The sequence below is a fragment of the Bacillus sp. FSL K6-2944 genome, assembly GCF_038005385.1.
Taxonomy (GTDB): Bacteria; Bacillota; Bacilli; order Bacillales; family Bacillaceae_G; genus Bacillus_A; species Bacillus_A cereus.
In genome coordinates this window covers 885,502-903,420 of the sequence record NZ_JBBOTE010000001.1, presented here as the reverse complement: position 1 = coordinate 903,420, position 17,919 = coordinate 885,502, and the positions used below count along the sequence as shown (strand labels likewise).

The window sequence follows — 17,919 nt, the reverse complement described above, 5'->3', positions numbered from 1 at the left end:
AGCTCCTCCTTATTTATTATTAATTTATATAGAATATAGGCAAAAATAGGTCTCTTCAATTCATCATATGTTAATATTTTTTTATCTATTAATTCTTTATAAACATCTATTCTTAATCCAGTATTCAGGCTATTGATGATTTCTCTCCCAATCCCTTTATAGCTATCAAGTTTTAAATCTTCCTCTCTTAATAAACTATCATATAACCAATCATTAAATTGAAACTTTAAAAAACCATATAGGGAAATATAATGCGCTATTGGCCTTTCCTCATCATTATTTATTGTAAATGGTCTATGTTGATTTAATTGTTTTTGTAGTCCGTATTCTATTGGTCTAGATGTAACTATTACTCTATTTTTTCTAGATCTTGTTACATCTAGATTCTGTATTCGCTTAACAGATAAAACAACTTTTTCAATATGTTCTTCATTCAGATTCCCCGATTCATCTAATGAATCAACTAAAAAACAATATTCCTTTGATTTGAAGGAATCCTCAGCTAAATCAATACCATACCTCCTAAATAATCACTAATGACACCATATACACTATCTTGATTATAAGTATCAAATTCTCTTAAATTAAAATATACTGGGAATAAGCCCTCACCACGTTGTTGATATTTCTTTGCTAACTGTGAGGCATAATACTTCATAAAAGTCGACTTCCCTTTTCCAAAGTCAGCTATTACAAATAGTACTTTTTCTATATTATCCTCTGTTTCAGAAAAATATTGTTTAATTAAATTTTCAATTGGCTCTAATTTTTTTTCTTCCTCATCAATATCAGTTATATTTTCATCTGAGTATTCACTACTCTCATTTCTATACTGTGTAACCTTCCTCCAACTTGCATAAGTTGTTTGATATCTAAACTCCTCTGATTGAACATATCCAATTTTTTCTAAGTTTAGAGTGTCATTTAATAATCTTAATTCATTATTTTTTAACAATGCATCCTGTATTTCTTCAAAATGCCGAGGATAATCCTCACCAAACTGCTTTTCCACTTCACTCGCAATATTCTCGTTAAAATCTTTTACAAAAAAATTAATTATTCGTTGCTTCTCACATGGCTCTTCTAAAATAATCTGATCTAACAAATGCTCACATGATTCCCTTATAAAATGCACAGCTGGATGTTTTATTGGAGTATAGTGCAAGATAATATCCGAATTACAAATATTATCCTGTTTGTTTTTTATACTTGTCTCAAATAAATCTATTATATGATTTTGCACATGAATATCTATTGAAAAATCTTCCAATTTTCCCAAAGACTGCTCTGCCTGTATACACGCTGAAAGGAAATAAGTACCTAATCCAAAATTCTCAAGTTTTTTTTCAGATTGACGCTCAAAATATTTATCAATTAGTTGTTGGCCAAATAACTTTACGGTTATCCCCACTAAACCGTTTGTATTTTCAAGAGCTTTAACTGCATTTTTCTCAACATAATCTTTAAGATTATCCACAGTAAACTTAGAAATGAATGGAATTGTATCTTTGAAACTCTCCAATATTTTTTTATTTTGCAACATTTTACTCATACTATCACTTATCCTTTTAATTAATTATTTTCAAAAATAAAATTATTCTTTTTTAATTAATACCTATTTATACTTAAGTTTTATGTATCGATTCATTAAAGGGAACTCTGTAATTTTTCTATTGTTGGTATATCAGCTGGGGCCCACTCAAGCTCTAGCAAATTAGCGACACTAACCCATTTCAGTTTCGCATGTTGAAAAGCTTCAGGTATACCGTACTCAATACACGCTTTAAATGTAACTAGATGAACAATAATATTCTCATACTCATACTCAATTTCTTCTACTTTTTCTTCTATAGAAATAATACAATTTAGTTCTTCTTTAATCTCACGTACTAAAGCTTCTTGTAAAGTTTCTCCCTCTTTTATCTTTCCACCCGGAAACTCCCAATAGTTGGGTAGTGACATTGTAGGAGAACGCAATGCACACAACACTTCATTATCATCATTAAATATAACCGCTCCAACGACGGAAACTATGTTTTTCATGTTCAATCATTCCTTAGAGGTTTTAGTGTAATTCAATTATCATCTTCATTCTTATATTGGTCTAATTTTACTTTTAACTTCATAACATCATTTTTATCATTTAGAACATGTAGACGACGGTGGCAGTTTGCACACACTCCTACTGTGTTATAGATAGTATCTTCTCCTCCTTCAGATAACCATTCTACATGATGAGATTCAAGATAAGGATTCCCTTTTTTATCTTCAAATGGAGCTTCTTGCTCACATAACTCACATATGCCATTTGCACGCCTTTTTGAGCACTCTGCCACAAATTCATTTCTTTGGTACGTTTCAGTTTTTGTATATCGTTTATTACTAACAGGCGCAGCTTTCTTAGCTCTCTCCTTTAATTCTTGGTAATCTAATTTTCTTGCTTCCTTTTGTTCTTTCTCCTGTTTGCTTTGAACCACTTTATTTGAAAGTATTACATTATCTTTTAATAAACGAATTGGAAAAACCCATACCATCCTATCTTTACCTTGTGTATCTTCCTGTATCTCTTGAAAAGGTTCCTCTATAAGTTTAACTTGCCCCATGAAGATATGTTCACCAGGTCGAAACGCCTCAAACAAATATATACTTACTCCATTTTCATTGGATTCGTACAATGTTTTGTTTTGGTTTCCATCTAGTGTTTGATGTCCTTCTTGTCCCATTCCTGTATAAAATAATATATCTTTATCCCAACGATCATCATAAATACCTTTTGTATGATCAGAAAATAATACTAATGTATTTGTCTTTTTAGATCGCCTCATTCCACCCATGTTTCCACATTTAAAATGTTTAGCAATTTCACTATTATCGTATATTTTACCTATTTCCATTGAATCGATGTCTTTTCTAATATTTTTTAACCACTCTCTTACTTTCTCTATATCATACCCTTTATCACGAGTACTAATTTTATAGAAAGGTAATCCTTCTTTTTCCATAGTGACCAAAGTATCTCTAGATAAATTGAAATGTTTTATAATTTGTTTTTGTGTTACCATTGTTTTCATTTCCAACTACTCTCAACCCTCTTTGCCATATATTTCTTTCATTTATTACCGTATCTTAACATTTAATTCCTGGCAAGATATAAATTAGCAATCTCACATAGTTTAATATTTTAAAATCAATATATAAAAATAAAACTTCAAACTTTTTCTCTTTTATTATAAAATAAGAACAAATGTTCTTATTTTATAATTTAAACGGAGTGAAAATTATGTTTCAATCGCAACCCTACTACACGACACAACTCGAAGACTATATTCAGCACATGTACCATTCCTTATCTATTATTGTTCCAGAACAAATTGATATGATTGAGATTGCGAATAAATTAAATATTTGGCTCTATTGTGCTCCATTTGGTAGCCATGCTATCGAAAGGAACGGAATGTATAGCCTAATAATTGATAATCGACAAACAAAACAAAAGCAATGGGAGGATTTTGGACATGAACTATGTCACATACTCTTACATTCTGGTAACCAATTATTAATGTCTAAGATGTTTCTTGATTACCAAGAAGCAAAAGCTAAGAATTTTGAATTACAGTTTTGTATTCCAACTTTTATGTTAAGAAACTTGTCTCCTTCATATTTAACAGCACATTTTATAGCTGAGACTTTTAACGTCTCACTCCAATTCGCTGAAAAAAGGCTACTGCGTTTTGAAAATCAACTATTAGCTAGTAAGTTACAAGATGACATTACTCAACACTACAAAATGAGTTAATAACTTTTTAAGGAGGGTTCAATTTGAAGGGATACTTTCGTAAACGTGGAGACAGATGGGCGTTTACTATAGATGTTGGTATAGATCCATTGACAGGCAAAAGAAAGCAAAAAAATAAAGGTGGATTTAGAACAAAAAAAGAAGCTCAAAATGCTGCTGCAACGATGATTACAGAGATAGAGAAAGGAATATATTTTGATGACAAACAATTAACTGTTTTAGATGTATGGGAAAAGTTAAAGCCTCTTCGTAAAGCTGAATTAAAAATTACATCTTATGAGAAAGACATGAGCTTAGTAAAGCTCTATATCCTTCCCCCATTTAGTTATAAAAAAATTAAAAGTATTAAGCCCATAATGATTCAAAGCTACTATGCTGAACTTAAGGAAAAAGGACTATCAAATGGTACAATCAGCAATATCCATCGCTGTCTAAGATGCATTTTCAAACACGCTGTAGAATGGGAAATCATACATGATAATATAATGAATAAGGTTAAAAAATCACGTGAAGAGCAAGGTGAAATGAAAACATGGTCCAGCGAAGAATGTAATCGATTCCTCCAGTATCTAGAAGAAAAAAATATTAAGTACCATATGTTCTTCTTACTTGCAATCTATACAGGTATGAGACGCGGAGAATTACTTGCACTAACATGGAAAGATATTGACTTTGATAATAAACGTATCCTGGTTAATAAATCGCTTGTAAAAACAGAAAAAGGACTTTTTAAAGCTGCTACAAAAACTAAGTCTTCAAATAGAAGCATTAGTATCTCTTCTTTTGTTATAGGGAAGTTACAATCCTACTACTCCTATAAAAAGAAAGAATTTTTCCGCTGGGGTATACACTTGAATGAAGAGACCTATATTTTCACTGGCAATACGATACATTCGCCCTTACATATAGATGCTCCCCATCGCTTTTTGAATGATCACTATAAAAAAGCTGGTGTTCCCCGAATTCGTATACATGACTTACGACATACTCACGCTACACTCATGCTTCAGGCTGGAGAACACCCTAAAATCGTACAAGATCGCTTAGGACACTCATCTATTCAAATGACGTTAGACAAGTATAGCCACATCACACAGAACATGCAGCAACAAGCAGCGGAAAACTTCGAGAGCATAATCAAATCTAATGAAAACACCTGATAAAAAATGAAAAGATTTAATGTGAGCAAAATGTGAGCATCAAGGAAAATCAACACTTATAAACCTTGATATAATAAGGTTTTCATGCTATATCGTAGAATCTTGGGAAAAGAATGAGCAGTTTTAAGGGTGTTTATTTTTAAAACATCAAAAATGCCAAATCCCTTATATCATAAAGGATTTGGCATTTTTAAGTATCTAGAACACTCGCTAAGTTTAAGGAGAACTTAACAGACAGGCGTCCGGTATAATGCCGTGTCCACACCCAAAGATCGGTTACATAAAATAACGTATCTAACATGGGAAGTCTATTGGTCTTTTCCCCTTATAGTAACACTCTCTTCTACTAAGACCTTTTCTTTCTAGGGCCTACAATTAATTTAATCGCTGTTCTTTCTTCATTATTGATAGAAATCTCTTGAAATGCTGGTACGAAGGCTAAGTCAATACCACTTGGAGCGACGAACCCTCTTGCAATCGCAATTGCTTTAATCGCTTGATTTATAGCTCCAGCCCCAATCGCTTGAATTTCCACATTACCACTTGTTCTTAGTACACCCGCTATTGCACCCGCGACTGAATTTGGGCTTGATTTTGAAGATACCTTTAATATATTTTCCATGTAAGTTGCTCCCTCTATTATTTAATCTCTCTTTCGTTACAATTTTAAATATTTTAGCGTATCTTTAATTACTATTCACACCAAAAACAAACGATGCTTCATATGTAAATTATTCTATATTTTCTGACTTCTTCCTGCTCAGCTACGCAAATAAAAAAATAAACTGAATAACCTAATATACATACAGTTAAATGCCATAACTTCACCAAATGATAACATCCATACAGCGAAAGATAATATTGCTGTTTGTCAGACGAAATTAATATAGTAAAGTGAAACTTTAATGAGTGGGGTTTTATTCATCCCCACCTAACTTCTTTGCTTTCGCTGAATTTTGAGATGGGAGTCTTACTGCTCGGAAAATAGCGGGATACACGTTTCCTCGTTACTTCAATCTATTTAGAAATTCCATTTATTTTTCTATCAAATTATGAACCTTATCATCTTCAAAAGGTGTTACAGGTAATACCCAAATACTACATTTCATCATTTGACCACTTTATATTCCACATCTATCTCCTTTTATAGTACAAGCATACACGCCAATTGTGATTCACCTTCATAAACTACTATGTGGTTTAAATTTATTAAGAATAGGAGGTAATATATTGGGTTCATACTATCATTCTTCAAACTCGTATAAAAAATGTTCATGTGACCATTCACATAAACGCAGCTGTCCTGCATACGGAACTTTTTGGCAAACTGAATTTATAACTGTTCCTTTTGGCGATCCTTTTCCATTTAATCACGTTGGACCTTTAGCAGGAGGCGTTTCCTTACTAAATCCTACTACTATACACTTTAGACAATTTGGTGATTATAGAGTTTCGTTCATTTCCAGTATTAATACTACTTTAAATCCTGTATTTCCACATATCCCAGTCATAACTATATTTTTAAATAACAATCCACTTGCTAATAGTCAAGGTGACTTCGCTATTCAAATGAATACTTCATCAAATAACGAATGTCTTCAACTCGTTGGCGAAACGATTGTTACAGTGCCAGCTAATTCAACTCTTCAACTTAGAAATAATAGTGGCTTTAATCGTCAAAGTATTGTAACTTGTGACAATGGTATAAATTCAGTTGAATTAACAGTTACAAAACTAAGTTAATATTATTTCTTTACATTCAGATGCTATTTCAGCATCTTTTTTTATTGAATAACAGTTTTCTTCGACTTTTATTATCTTTCATCACGCAAAAAAAGTGCAGAATTCTTTCTAACACAAGATTTCTGCACTTTTATATTATGCTTATTTATTCTTCCTTATTTCTCTACATAAACCGACTTAACAATCGTACGATTATATGGTTTTCCTTCTTTATTCATCCCTTTTATATCCATCGTAACGTTATATACTCCCGGTTGTTTTATATCTTTCAAAGCACCTGTAAATGTATTCGTATTAACATTTTGTAATTCATTAAATTCAGAGACTAACTTACCTTCTTTATTAACGACTCTTACTGTTATGGAAAGATCCCCTTTCATTTCAGGTGCCACTGGTGATTTTTTCAGTTTATACTCAGGTTTATTTACTTTAACTTTTGTAGGCATTTGAAGAACAAATGGCGCGCCATTATTGTAATCGCTTACAACTAAATATGCATCTTTCGACTGCTTCGCCATCATTTTGATTTTCCATTCGCCTACTTCCAATTTATCAAACTTAAATGTTCTAATTGTCGCCCCATTAAAGAAAGATTCGCCTTCACCAGTAGTTATAGCGCTATCTTTATTTGCATAGATTTTTCCTTTTGGAGATACCATTTGTACTTCAACATCAGAAGAAGCAGTTAGTACAGAAACTATTCCTTCAGCCTTTTTATCAACAGAAATACTTTGCTCTATCCACTGATTTTGTGGTAATTCGCCTCCTAAAATATTTTGATTTGAAGTTGTATTTAATTGTTCTAGATTTTCATTTGAACTAGTGCTGGATGCTACTAAAGCTGGTAATCCCACATTTGTCGTACGTAAATATGGTTCAATTCGTGCAAAAACAGCTGATCCTTTTCTTATATTGTCATGATCAAATCTGGAATCTGTAAATAAATGTGTACCGTACGATAGCTTGGCACTCCATTCATTTACTAGTCCATCATTTGAACCGTACGATGATAAATATAACCCACCCATAGATAATGCAGAAAATGTTGGCCCCCAGCTAGTTCCAGTAGCCGTATAGTAACGGTTTAATTTAGCTGCTGGGTTGTTATCTATTATTGAACGAAACTTTGCCATTTCACCTATTTGTAACGAGTACGTACCATCATCTTTTTGACCTAATATAGAAGCAAGCCACCCTGCCCACCAACTATATGACAAATCTGCTAAATTTGAGCCGTGATGCGGTGTAGCAAGTGTAATAACATTTCCAACAAATCGATTCGCACCATATTCAACTAATGCAGCTTGTGTATCAATTCCACCTTTACTATGCGCTACAATATTAACTTTCTTACCGAAATGATTATATATTTCTTCAAGTTTTTGTGCCAACAATTTTCCGTTATCCCACTGACTAGCCGAACCTTTCCCCGCTGCATCATACAATTGTATAAACACTGTTTGATAGCCTGCTTTTAAAGCATAATCATACATATCATTTATATCATGATATACTGTCTTTCCATACCAACTATCAGCATTACCATTTCTTCCTTGTACAAAGAGAATTGGCGGTTTATTCTCATCATAATTAGCAGGTTTTTGGCCTAAAAACCATTCTCCAGGTGTGAATACTTCTGTATCAGGAAACCCCTTTCCAAGCTCTTTTACAACTTCTGCCTGTACATTTGTGCTAATCGTTGGAGCCATGATAAAAAATACAATTAGTAAGGCCACGCATCTTCTCATCAGTCGCATATTACTCCCCCTATTTTTTTGAAAGAAGGTGTTCTTTATAATATTTTATATTTTCCCTTCCTTAATAATAGCTAATCTTTTATTTTAAAAAGATGTTAGCCCTATTTTTAGAAGGTTACTAGTTGTATACCCTCTTCCTTAACTCTCGTTATTCTCTTTGTTTCTACCTCTTCCTTTTGATAGAATACGACAAAAAAGTTTCTCAATAATTGTTAACTTAGCTACATCCAGATATTTTTTAAATCAATATTGTTTATATAAAGCATACAAATCTTGAAAAAATTTTAGTGAAAAAACATTTTATTACTAGTTAGTTATTTAAAAATATAATAAAGATATGTACTTTCTTTTCATTAAATACAAACTAATTTTAAAGGAGCTTATATTATAAGACTTTCCTACGATTAAAAATTAAACTGAAATTTCAGAATAGAAAATCACATTTCCAGAAACATATATTATGATAATTTCCGCGCACTTGAATTAACTTTTTAGAAGTACTAACCTATCGGTGAGCAGAAGAAAATTCTGTAAAAAGAAAGGAGAATACTTTATGATGACCAATTTACAAAAGGAGTTTTTTAAACGCTTAAAAATTCCTGCAAAAGAAATAACATTTGATGATTTAGATGAAATTCTCTTAAAAATGGGAATGATTCTCCCCTATGAAAATCTTGATATTATGGCTGGTACTATTAAAAATATCTCAAAAGATAACTTAATAGAAAAGTTACTTATTCAAAAACGAGGTGGACTTTGTTATGAATTAAACTCCTTATTGTATTATTTTTTAATTGATTGTGGGTTTCAAGTATACAAAGTAGCCGGTACTGTTTATGATCTGTACGATAATAAATGGAAACCCGATGATGGTCATGTCATTATCATATTAAGTCATGAGGGTAAAGATTATGTTGTGGATGCAGGTTTTGCATCTCATCTCCCTTTACATCCAGTCCCTTTTAACGGAGAAGTCATCTCCTCTCAAACAGGAGAATATCGAATTCGTAAGCAAAATACTCGAAAAGGTACGCATATTTTAGAAATGAGAAAAGGAGCTAACGGAGAATCTACAAGTTTCTTACAATCTGAACCTTCAAATGAATGGAAAATAGGCTATGCTTTCACTGTAGATCCAATAGATGAGAAAAAAGTGAATAACATTCAAAAAGTGATTGTAGAGCATAAAGAATCTCCTTTTAATAAAGGGGCTATCACTTGTAAATTAACTACTTATGGTCACATATCATTAACAAATAAAAATTATACAGAAACCTTTAAAGGCACTAAAAATAAACGACCAATAGAATCTAAAGATTATGCTCGCATTCTTCGTGAATCTTTTGGAATAACGCAAGAGAAATATGTAGGAAAAACACTAGAAAGAGGTTAGTTGACTACAAGTACTTCATAATAAAGCAGATTCTATATTTAGAATCTGCTTTATTTTATATTTTGTTATAAATTAATTTAATTTTGTTGTTACCCTTTAATTTTCAATTATATATTCATCATCATATTTATCGTATTGTAACCCTTTCCCTATCTTTGATTCTGTAACTTGATCTCTTAAAAACGGTGCAGCATCCATTTTGCTAGTTGCAATTTCAATTCCATATTTTTTCGTTAAATAAGCTAACTCTAGTAAAAACCACTCTCTTCGCAATGTAACTGGAATATCAAATGTTTTTCTTTTCATATATAATAGCACCTCTTTTATTTTCATAACTTAAAAACATCACTGGATGTACTTATTAAAACTACCTTTCACCGCTAACATCCAATGAAACATTATAGTATATGCATGTCCATTTCAAACGTGCTATCACAAATATGATATTTAAGTTTACATAATTATATTATGTAATAGTAGAAAAGGAAGGCATGTCCCTTCCCCTTCTACTATAGAGATTTAAATTAAGAACATCTTGGTACACCTAAAGCTAAAAATAAACCTGCTACTCCCGCAGTAATCGGTACTTTTAACGTAATAACATCGTCTACCTTCGTTACTAAAAAGTAAGCATTACCTTCTTGTAATATACAAGTTACCAACAATTGAAATTCCATTCAAATCTCCTCCTTTCAATCGATATACTATAATTTATGAAATCTCTTTCAAAACGTAATGGGATATATATCTATTTTTCCCTATATATAAAATAAATGTTTATAAGTCTAGTAAAAATATTAACTTTCTAAATTTATATAAAACGTGTAATATCCAATAAGTTCCTATATAATCAATAAGAAGAATCTTACAAATGGAGGTATGAAAATGACGATTTTAAGTAATATTGGTGCAGCTTTATTTTTTATTGCTTTTATTCTTTTAATCTTATGTATTATTTCATTCTTTAAGAAAAATGGAAAAGCAAAACAATATGGACGTCCTACCGTTATTCTTTTTATGATTTCTATTATATTAATAACGGCCGGTACAACAAAATCGGAACACCCCGTCGTCGAGTTTTTTTCTACTTTAAGTTTCATTCTATTTATATTCTTCCTTGTTCTAGCAATCTTATCTGTTATTAAGAAAACAGGTGTAGCGAAAAAACAATTTATTATTACAGCCGTATTATTTGTCATTTTTGTTGCGCTATCAGGTATTTCAGATCCTTCTTCTGAAAAAACGACAGCAACTAGTACAAAAGTTGCTTCTAACAATGAGGAACAGAAAGATAGCGAAAAGAAAAAAGATCTAGAAAAAAAAGAGGCGGACGAAAAAACTCAAAAGCAAGAAGATGAGAAGCGTCTAGCCGAAGAACAAGCTCGTAAGCAAGAGGATGAAAAACGCCAGGCTGATGAACAAGCTCGTAAACAACAAGAGGAACAAAAACGCCAGGCTGATGAACAAGCTCGTAAACAACAAGAGGAACAAAAACGTCAGGCTGGTGAACAAGCTCGTAAACAACAAGAAGAGCAAAAACGTCAGGCTGGTGAACAAGCTCGTAAACAACAAGAAGAGCAAAAACGTCAGGCTGATGAACAAGCTCGTAAGCAACAAGAAGAGCAAAAAGCACAGCAAGCTCAAACACAACCTGCTTCAGGAAATACTAGTAGTGCATATTACAAAAATTGTACCGCAGTTAGAGCTGCCGGGAAAGCTCCTCTATATAAAGGACAACCAGGTTATGACTCACATCTTGATCGTGATGGCGATGGAGTTGCATGTGAAAAATAGTAATAAAAAAGAAGCTTTTACTAAGCTTCTTTTTTATTATCTTAAAATATTCTGACTAATTATTCGTCACTTTTTAGCATCGTACAAGCAATTAGACAAGAATCTGCGAAGAAAACAATTGTGTTGGAAACTGATAAGCTAATGAATTTTACGATAACCGCAACATTATGGATATATAAAAACCAGTTGATTGCGAGAAACTAGTTTAATAAAGTTTCTATATGGAATATTCATTCAACCAACTTAGCGCTTGTTCATAATCATCAAAAAACTTCACAGATTCTTTTATATTGGCTTGCTGTAAATAATTCATTATCTCCCCCTCTTCAAGGAGAAACGCAATTGCCTTACTGTGATTCAAAATAGTTTCATTGAAGAACTTATCTTTCCATGCTTTTTGAACAGAAAAATGATTTGGCGTGTATCCTTTTCTATCCACCAACAATTTGTACTTCCGTCCCTCGGAAATGAATTGCTGACAAACTTGCTCAAAACCATTAAACCATTCATACACATCATCTGTTCTTATATTTCCAATTAAATGGGTAATAATTAAATCTCCTGAAACTGTTGTGCTGATATTCTGTTTATTCAATTTGAAATCATCTCCCTTAGTTATAATTATGCGTAAAAATCTCATAAAGTAAAACTTTAATCAGTGGGGGTTTTACTAGCTAGGAATAAAACTACAAATCATTATTTACTGTATTGCTCTTAGTTACGGAAACAATTATACTAGATGTAATCGAAATAAATAATCTGAATATTCTCAGAATTCAAGTTAGACCTTTACTATCTACATATAGAATTAGAAATATGTCCACTAAATTGATTAGAAAACGATAATAACATTAGGAGGATTACGATGCCCCAGCTTGATTCATTACATCCCACTGTAGAAAAAATAATCAATAATATTGAAAAAATAATGGTCGGAAAACGAAAAGAAACAATCTTAGCTTTGACAGCTCTCTTAGCTGAAGGTCATGTGCTATTAGAAGATGTTCCTGGTGTCGGGAAAACAATGCTAGTACGTGCTCTTTCTAAATCCATTGATGCTGATTATAAGCGAATTCAATTTACACCTGATTTATTGCCGTCAGATGTAACAGGAGTTTCTATTTATAATCCGAAAGAGCTCCAATTTGAGTTCAAGCCTGGACCAATTATGGGGAATTTTGTACTTGCTGATGAAATTAATCGTACATCTCCAAAGACACAATCTGCTTTACTTGAATGTATGGAAGAAGGCAATATTACAATAGATGGCATTACAAGACCTTTACCAAAACCGTTCTTTGTCATGGCTACACAAAATCCGGTCGAATATGAAGGAACATATTCTCTACCAGAAGCTCAGCTCGATCGTTTCTTATTGAAACTAAAAATGGGATATCCTACACCAGAGGAAGAATTTGAAATTTTAAACCGGATGGAAAAAACAAATCCACTCTCTCAATTACAGACCATTACTACAATAGAAGAATTAATTTATTTACAACAAAGCGTACGGGTAGTAAGTATGGACAAAGCAATTAAGCATTACATTGTAAAGCTTGTTAATCAGACTCGTACGTACAGTTCTATACAGTTAGGTGCAAGTCCACGTGGCTCGATTGCTTTAATGAAAGCTTCACAAGCTTATGCATTTATCCATGGCAGGAATTATGTTATTCCAGACGATGTTAAATTTTTAGCTCCTTACGTTTTAGCACATAGACTCATTCTAAAAATGGAAGCAAAATTTGAAGGAATAACAGGAGAACAAGTTATCGGAAAAATCGTTGCACGAACTACCGTGCCTACTCAAAGGACGATGAATCCTTGATGAAACGAATGCTACGAGCGCTATATCACGTTATGAAGTTATTGCTACTCCCTTTATGTCTAGTCTTAACATTTATGTACGCTATGCTTCAAGGAGGGTTTGTCAGTTGGTTTTTGTTTTACAGCATAATTCCCATTGCTCTTTATTCGCTACTACTCCCCTTCTACGCTTTACGGGACGCTGAAGTAAAACGAATAACAAACCAAAATGGATATGTAGTAGGAGAACAATTTGTAAGCACGATTACAATAAAAAGAAAACTTCCTTTCCCCTTACTTTATTTAGTTATAGAAGATGAACTGCCACCACAATTTATAAGTTGTAAACAAACAAAGATGAATAAGGTAGTACTCTTCCCAGGATTGAAACGAAATATTTCGTTTCAATATGTTATTGACACAATCCCTAGAGGCGAGCACACTTTTTCAAGCGTTCGTGTCAAAACTGGCGATTTATTCGGCATGATAGAGAAAGAAGTAACTTTTTCAGTTCCAGATACATTTTTAGTCTATCCCCAGTATGTAGATATAGCATATCGACAATTGGAAAATCATTTCGAACAAGGAGCGCTTTCAGCAAATATAAATTCAGCAAAAGACTCTACAATCTCTGTCGGTGTCAGAGACTATAAACCTGGTGATCGCTTTTCATGGATTGATTGGAAAGCAACTGCACGAACAAACAATATTATGACAAAAGAGTTTGAACAGCAGCGCAGCCATAATGTCATGATATTCATAGACAGAACCGAGTCTCCTCTATTCGAATCAGTCGTCACATTTACTGCCTCTATCGTAAGGGCTGTCTTGAAACAAAATTCACCAGCATCATTCGTGTCTATCGGAAAAGAACAAACTATCTTCCCTTTAGACAATGGAGATACGCAGTTACAACAAATCCTTTGTCATTTAGCAAAAGTGCAAGCAGACAGTGTATTCCCGCTCTCCCAGAGTGTAGACATGGAACTAAGAAAAATTTATGAGCCCGTCACGGTTATACTCGTGACCAGTAATCTTTCTCCCGATATTCAAAAGGCGGCTGATTGTGCTGCTATAAAAAATAGAAAATGTATGGTTTTTGTCGTGAAAGAAAAAGCGAATCAACTTTCACACCGAGAAATCAGTATAATAGAAACTCTAAAAAAACGACAAATATTTGTAAACACGGTTTATGAAAACCGGTATACAAACGTGTTTTTTGAGGTGAGCAAATGATAACATTACAAACAAAATACAAGTGGGATACGAACAGATTCTTTATGCATGCATGTGTATTTCTTCTTTTACTAGAATGGCTAAGACCTCTTATAGGTATTACAAATGTAGGTAGATTAGATATTTTCGTAACATTTATAGGAATTTGCTTCGCTCTCTCTTTTTTTCAAACGAGGTGGCAGATTCCAATAAAAATTGTCACAGTCCTATTTATCATTCATTCCCTATATTATAAAAATGCTTTTATAAATCCATCTTGGCTAACAACATTCTTTTCTGATATGTCTCGAAATTCCTCCCTATTTTTCCAAGGGAATTTACTAGATATTTCTCCAGTTTTTCCGACGGTTTTATTTTTTCTCTCATTTTGGTTTTTGAGTTCTTTCACTTCATTTTGGATTATTCATAAAAAACGTGGGTTTCTATTTCTTGTATTGACTATTATTTATATCGCAACTTTTCATAACTTACATTTATACAATGCAAACTACGCTATTATTCGAACTGTTGTCATCGGATTTTTTATGCTTAGTCTTCTTCAAGTAGAACGAATAAAAGAGCGTGAACACTTACAAAATTATGCTAGGGAAATCTCTAAATTACTTAGACCACTTACAATATTTATTGTATTATTAGCAACCATCGCATACTTTGCTCCAAAATTTGGCCCTCAATGGCCAAACCCAATGGATTTTTTAAAATTCAACACATCTGAAGCAAGTAAAGAACAAAAAGTTTCTACAATTGGGTATGGTTTAGATGACTCGCGATTAGGTGGTCCTTTTAAGGCGGATCCTACAATTGTTTTCACAGCACGAACGCAAAACAAACAATATTGGAGAGTAGAAACAAAAGATTTCTATACAGGAAAAGGCTGGAAAATTTCTGAAAATCCGAAAAAGATTTCTTTTAAAAATAAAAACGACGTCGTAAGCTGGTACGAACAAAATACAAAAACGGAAACGACTGAGGCAACAATTACCATGCAAAAAAGTTACCCTCACCTTACCTATCCAGCAGGATTAGTATCAGTTGAGGCTTCTTCTGATGTATCATACAGTGTTGACCCGTTTTCAGAAAAAATTTATACAATGAATGGAGACTCTTCTACTACTTTACATTCGTATAAAGTAACATATGAGATCCCTGAGTTTTCCATAGAAAACTTGAAAGCTGTAAAAACAAATGAAGGTCAAGAAACAAACCCTTATTTTATGACAAAGTACACACAACTTCCCGAGTCATTACCACAGCGCGTAAAAGACTTGGCTGTCAATCTTACAAATGATAAAGACAACCGATATGATAAAGTATTAGCTATTGAAAATTACTTCACAGACAACTCTTTTACATACGAATCAACGAATGTCTTATTCCCTGCCAAAAGCCAAGATTATGTAGATCAATTCCTTTTCGATACAAAAAGCGGCTACTGTAATAATTTTTCGACGTCTATGATTGTACTACTTCGTTCTGCCGGGATTCCTGCTCGCTGGGTAAAAGGCTATACAGAAGGAACTCTTGACAATACGCTTGCCTCTGCAGAAGGTGCGGATGTTTATACAATCACGAACGATAACGCACACTCTTGGGTCGAAGTATATTTCCCAGGATACGGATGGATTCCATTCGAACCAACAAAAGGATTTACCAATCCCTATAATTTTATAAATAATACGCCTGCTCCTATTTCACAAAATAGCGAAGCAAATAATTCTAATAACGAGCAAATACAACAACGAAATAATGAAGCAAAACTTAAAAGTTTAATAGAAAATACAGAAGAAGCTTCTACTAAAAAGGTCACAAATTCTAAAACTAGTTTTTCTTGGTGGTACGTATTCCTCTCTACGATACTAATTAGTATTATAGGATACATTCTCTTCACCACTAGAATGAAATGGATGACATTTCTTATTATTCATTTCTATAAATACCGAAAAAATGATGCTGTTTATCAAAAAGCTTACGGTGCACTTTTAAAACAATTTGCGAGAATTGGCATACCACGGAGTGAAAGTCAAACATTCCGAGAATACGCTCTCCATATCGATACACTTTACAACTCGGCCGATATGCAACAACTTACTGCCAGTTATGAGAACGCTATGTATAAACAGGAGCAGGCTGCAGAAGAATGGAAGAAATCTGTACACTTATGGGAAGTGCTTATGAAAAAAGCAGCTTCTCTGCCTAAATCAGATGGCTTTGATACAGTTATTTAATCTTGAAAATGTGAGTTTAAAGAAAACGTCTCAAAGAACTACATTGTTCTTTGAGACGTTTTTTAATAAAGTGAAACTCCTAATTATTCTCCAAGTACCTTCTCAATCTCAACTTCTAAATCTACCGGCTTCGTCTGCGGCGCAAAACGCCCTACTACTTTCCCGTCTTTTCCGATTAAAAACTTCGTAAAATTCCATTTCACTGCTTTCATACCGAGTAAACCTGGTGCTTGTTCTGTCATGTATGTATATAAAGGATGAGCCTTATCACCTTTCACATCAACCTTTGCAAACATTGGGAAGTTTACACCGTAGTTTAATTCACAAAAACTAGTAATATCCGCTTCTGTACCTGGTTCTTGTCCCCCGAATTGGTTACAAGGGAATCCGAGTATTTCGAGTCCTTGGTCTTTATATTTATCATACACCTCTTGTAATCCTTTATATTGTGGTGTAAAACCACATTTGCTAGCTACATTGACAATAAGAAGTGCTTTTCCTTCGTAATCTTTTAACGATTTTTCTTCACCTGTAATTGTTTTAGCTGAAAAATCATAAACTGTCATTGTCTTTGCCCCTCTCTTCATTATCATTCTATATTTATACTATACTACATTCGTGAATATACAGCTCTTATTACGTACTTATAAGCTATAATGATAGCGCTTTATTTCCATTCAAAATTCGACACATACCACTAGACTTTTATGATGGAAAGTTTTACAATTGAAATGTGAACAAAATGTGACAGTTTATATTCCATTATAAAAGAAAAGGATGGTGTTCATTATGAAAACTGCACAACATGAAACGATTTCAAATCGCGAGTTTTATTTCGTACTATATATGATGTTATTGTATGTTACTGGCTGGGTAATCGATGTTAATGGTTTATTCTTAAGCTCCTACTTTAATTTAGCAGGAGAGATTATGCTTCCATTAGTAGGCGGGATTGTTGGACTGTTCATTATGTCTATTAATAAACAACAAACGAAATAATAATATTACA

The 17,919-nt window shown here is 33.0% G+C and carries 18 protein-coding genes; 9 read left to right on the top strand and 9 right to left on the bottom strand.

The features are described from left to right. Positions 1-502: 502 nt before the first annotated feature. From MHH55_RS04710 to MHH55_RS04700, 3 genes are all read right to left on the bottom strand, one after another. Entirely contained in the window at positions 503-1,552 is a 1,050-nt protein-coding gene (locus MHH55_RS04710; protein WP_078187618.1) for a hypothetical protein, read from the bottom strand. Between the two features lie 95 nt (positions 1,553-1,647). Next, positions 1,648-2,043 (bottom strand): (deoxy)nucleoside triphosphate pyrophosphohydrolase, encoded by a 396-nt coding sequence (locus MHH55_RS04705; RefSeq protein ID WP_078187619.1) that lies wholly within the window; start codon positions 2,041-2,043, stop codon positions 1,648-1,650. 32 nt (positions 2,044-2,075) lie between these two features. Then, positions 2,076-3,071: an HNH endonuclease gene (locus MHH55_RS04700; RefSeq protein ID WP_078187622.1), complete on the bottom strand. Its 996-nt coding sequence runs from the start codon at positions 3,069-3,071 to the stop codon at positions 2,076-2,078. A gap of 209 nt (positions 3,072-3,280) precedes the next feature. Between MHH55_RS04700 and MHH55_RS04695 the strand changes: the two genes are divergently transcribed. Continuing rightward, positions 3,281-3,796 (top strand): ImmA/IrrE family metallo-endopeptidase, encoded by a 516-nt coding sequence (locus MHH55_RS04695; protein ID WP_078187620.1) that lies wholly within the window; start codon positions 3,281-3,283, stop codon positions 3,794-3,796. A 23-nt stretch (positions 3,797-3,819) separates the two neighbouring features. Next, positions 3,820-4,956 carry a site-specific integrase gene (locus tag MHH55_RS04690; protein ID WP_078187621.1) on the top strand — a complete coding sequence of 379 codons (1,137 nt, stop codon included), beginning with the start codon at positions 3,820-3,822 and terminating at the stop codon, positions 4,954-4,956. Between the two features lie 346 nt (positions 4,957-5,302). On the opposite strand, the gene MHH55_RS04685 is transcribed toward MHH55_RS04690, so the two are convergent. Further along, positions 5,303-5,578, bottom strand: a complete 276-nt coding sequence (locus MHH55_RS04685; protein ID WP_000427801.1) for a stage V sporulation protein S — start codon at positions 5,576-5,578, stop codon at positions 5,303-5,305. 608 nt (positions 5,579-6,186) lie between these two features. On the opposite strand from MHH55_RS04685, the gene MHH55_RS04680 reads away from it, so the two are divergent. After that, positions 6,187-6,699: a hypothetical protein gene (locus MHH55_RS04680; RefSeq protein ID WP_000536148.1), complete on the top strand. Its 513-nt coding sequence runs from the start codon at positions 6,187-6,189 to the stop codon at positions 6,697-6,699. Positions 6,700-6,854: 155 nt separating this feature from the next. Here MHH55_RS04680 and MHH55_RS04675 read toward each other — a convergent pair whose 3' ends face one another. Further along, positions 6,855-8,456 carry an esterase/lipase family protein gene (locus MHH55_RS04675; RefSeq protein ID WP_001238703.1) on the bottom strand — a complete coding sequence of 534 codons (1,602 nt, stop codon included), beginning with the start codon at positions 8,454-8,456 and terminating at the stop codon, positions 6,855-6,857. Between the two features lie 553 nt (positions 8,457-9,009). On the opposite strand from MHH55_RS04675, the gene MHH55_RS04670 reads away from it, so the two are divergent. Further along, positions 9,010-9,849 (top strand): arylamine N-acetyltransferase family protein, encoded by an 840-nt coding sequence (locus MHH55_RS04670; RefSeq protein WP_000988905.1) that lies wholly within the window; start codon positions 9,010-9,012, stop codon positions 9,847-9,849. A 96-nt stretch (positions 9,850-9,945) separates the two neighbouring features. Here MHH55_RS04670 and MHH55_RS04665 read toward each other — a convergent pair whose 3' ends face one another. Both MHH55_RS04665 and exsG read right to left on the bottom strand, forming a co-directional pair. Next, positions 9,946-10,155: a hypothetical protein gene (locus tag MHH55_RS04665; RefSeq protein ID WP_000824197.1), complete on the bottom strand. Its 210-nt coding sequence runs from the start codon at positions 10,153-10,155 to the stop codon at positions 9,946-9,948. 218 nt (positions 10,156-10,373) lie between these two features. Further along, a complete protein-coding gene (exsG, locus tag MHH55_RS04660) occupies positions 10,374-10,526 on the bottom strand; it encodes an exosporium protein ExsG (protein WP_000395679.1) in 153 nt (50 codons plus the stop codon). Between the two features lie 208 nt (positions 10,527-10,734). On the opposite strand from exsG, the gene MHH55_RS04655 reads away from it, so the two are divergent. Beyond that, positions 10,735-11,643 (top strand): excalibur calcium-binding domain-containing protein, encoded by a 909-nt coding sequence (locus MHH55_RS04655; RefSeq protein ID WP_078186672.1) that lies wholly within the window; start codon positions 10,735-10,737, stop codon positions 11,641-11,643. A gap of 217 nt (positions 11,644-11,860) precedes the next feature. Here MHH55_RS04655 and MHH55_RS04650 read toward each other — a convergent pair whose 3' ends face one another. Further along, positions 11,861-12,283: a SpoIIAA family protein gene (locus MHH55_RS04650; RefSeq protein WP_078186671.1), complete on the bottom strand. Its 423-nt coding sequence runs from the start codon at positions 12,281-12,283 to the stop codon at positions 11,861-11,863. A 225-nt stretch (positions 12,284-12,508) separates the two neighbouring features. Here MHH55_RS04650 and MHH55_RS04645 point away from each other — a divergent pair, with 225 nt between their 5' ends. From MHH55_RS04645 to MHH55_RS04635, 3 genes are read left to right on the top strand one after another with little or no spacing between them, the layout of a single operon-like run. Then, a complete protein-coding gene (locus MHH55_RS04645; protein ID WP_001135807.1) occupies positions 12,509-13,471 on the top strand; it encodes an AAA family ATPase in 963 nt (320 codons plus the stop codon). Continuing rightward, a complete protein-coding gene (locus MHH55_RS04640; protein ID WP_078186670.1) occupies positions 13,471-14,685 on the top strand; it encodes a DUF58 domain-containing protein in 1,215 nt (404 codons plus the stop codon). Before MHH55_RS04645 ends, MHH55_RS04640 begins: the two co-directional genes overlap by 1 nt. Beyond that, positions 14,682-16,910 carry a transglutaminase TgpA family protein gene (locus tag MHH55_RS04635; RefSeq protein ID WP_078186669.1) on the top strand — a complete coding sequence of 743 codons (2,229 nt, stop codon included), beginning with the start codon at positions 14,682-14,684 and terminating at the stop codon, positions 16,908-16,910. The genes MHH55_RS04640 and MHH55_RS04635 overlap by 4 nt, the downstream gene beginning before the upstream one ends. 83 nt (positions 16,911-16,993) lie before the next feature. Here MHH55_RS04635 and bsaA read toward each other — a convergent pair whose 3' ends face one another. Further along, the gene (gene bsaA, locus MHH55_RS04630) at positions 16,994-17,476 is read right to left on the bottom strand and encodes a glutathione peroxidase (protein ID WP_000219434.1); all 483 of its coding nucleotides are present in this window, start codon (positions 17,474-17,476) and stop codon (positions 16,994-16,996) included. 223 nt (positions 17,477-17,699) lie between these two features. On the opposite strand from bsaA, the gene MHH55_RS04625 reads away from it, so the two are divergent. Further along, positions 17,700-17,909, top strand: a complete 210-nt coding sequence (locus tag MHH55_RS04625) for a DUF3925 domain-containing protein (protein WP_000844984.1) — start codon at positions 17,700-17,702, stop codon at positions 17,907-17,909. The last annotated feature ends 10 nt before the right edge of the window (positions 17,910-17,919 follow it).

Bases quoted from the DNA above. Each gene is read 5' to 3' on its own strand.
- MHH55_RS04710 (WP_078187618.1), bottom strand. From the start codon at position 1,552: ATGAGTAAAATGTTGCAAAATAAAAAAATATTGGAGAGTTTCAAAGAT.
- MHH55_RS04705 (WP_078187619.1), bottom strand. From the start codon at position 2,043: ATGAAAAACATAGTTTCCGTCGTTGGAGCGGTTATATTTAATGATGAT.
- MHH55_RS04700 (WP_078187622.1), bottom strand. From the start codon at position 3,071: ATGAAAACAATGGTAACACAAAAACAAATTATAAAACATTTCAATTTA.
- MHH55_RS04695 (WP_078187620.1), top strand. From the start codon at position 3,281: ATGTTTCAATCGCAACCCTACTACACGACACAACTCGAAGACTATATT.
- MHH55_RS04685 (WP_000427801.1), bottom strand. From the start codon at position 5,578: ATGGAAAATATATTAAAGGTATCTTCAAAATCAAGCCCAAATTCAGTC.
- MHH55_RS04675 (WP_001238703.1), bottom strand. From the start codon at position 8,456: ATGCGACTGATGAGAAGATGCGTGGCCTTACTAATTGTATTTTTTATC.
- MHH55_RS04670 (WP_000988905.1), top strand. From the start codon at position 9,010: ATGATGACCAATTTACAAAAGGAGTTTTTTAAACGCTTAAAAATTCCT.
- MHH55_RS04665 (WP_000824197.1), bottom strand. From the start codon at position 10,155: ATGAAAAGAAAAACATTTGATATTCCAGTTACATTGCGAAGAGAGTGG.
- exsG (WP_000395679.1), bottom strand. From the start codon at position 10,526: ATGGAATTTCAATTGTTGGTAACTTGTATATTACAAGAAGGTAATGCT.
- MHH55_RS04655 (WP_078186672.1), top strand. From the start codon at position 10,735: ATGACGATTTTAAGTAATATTGGTGCAGCTTTATTTTTTATTGCTTTT.
- MHH55_RS04650 (WP_078186671.1), bottom strand. From the start codon at position 12,283: ATGAGATTTTTACGCATAATTATAACTAAGGGAGATGATTTCAAATTG.
- MHH55_RS04645 (WP_001135807.1), top strand. From the start codon at position 12,509: ATGCCCCAGCTTGATTCATTACATCCCACTGTAGAAAAAATAATCAAT.
- MHH55_RS04640 (WP_078186670.1), top strand. From the start codon at position 13,471: ATGAAACGAATGCTACGAGCGCTATATCACGTTATGAAGTTATTGCTA.
- MHH55_RS04635 (WP_078186669.1), top strand. From the start codon at position 14,682: ATGATAACATTACAAACAAAATACAAGTGGGATACGAACAGATTCTTT.
- bsaA (WP_000219434.1), bottom strand. From the start codon at position 17,476: ATGACAGTTTATGATTTTTCAGCTAAAACAATTACAGGTGAAGAAAAA.
- MHH55_RS04625 (WP_000844984.1), top strand. From the start codon at position 17,700: ATGAAAACTGCACAACATGAAACGATTTCAAATCGCGAGTTTTATTTC.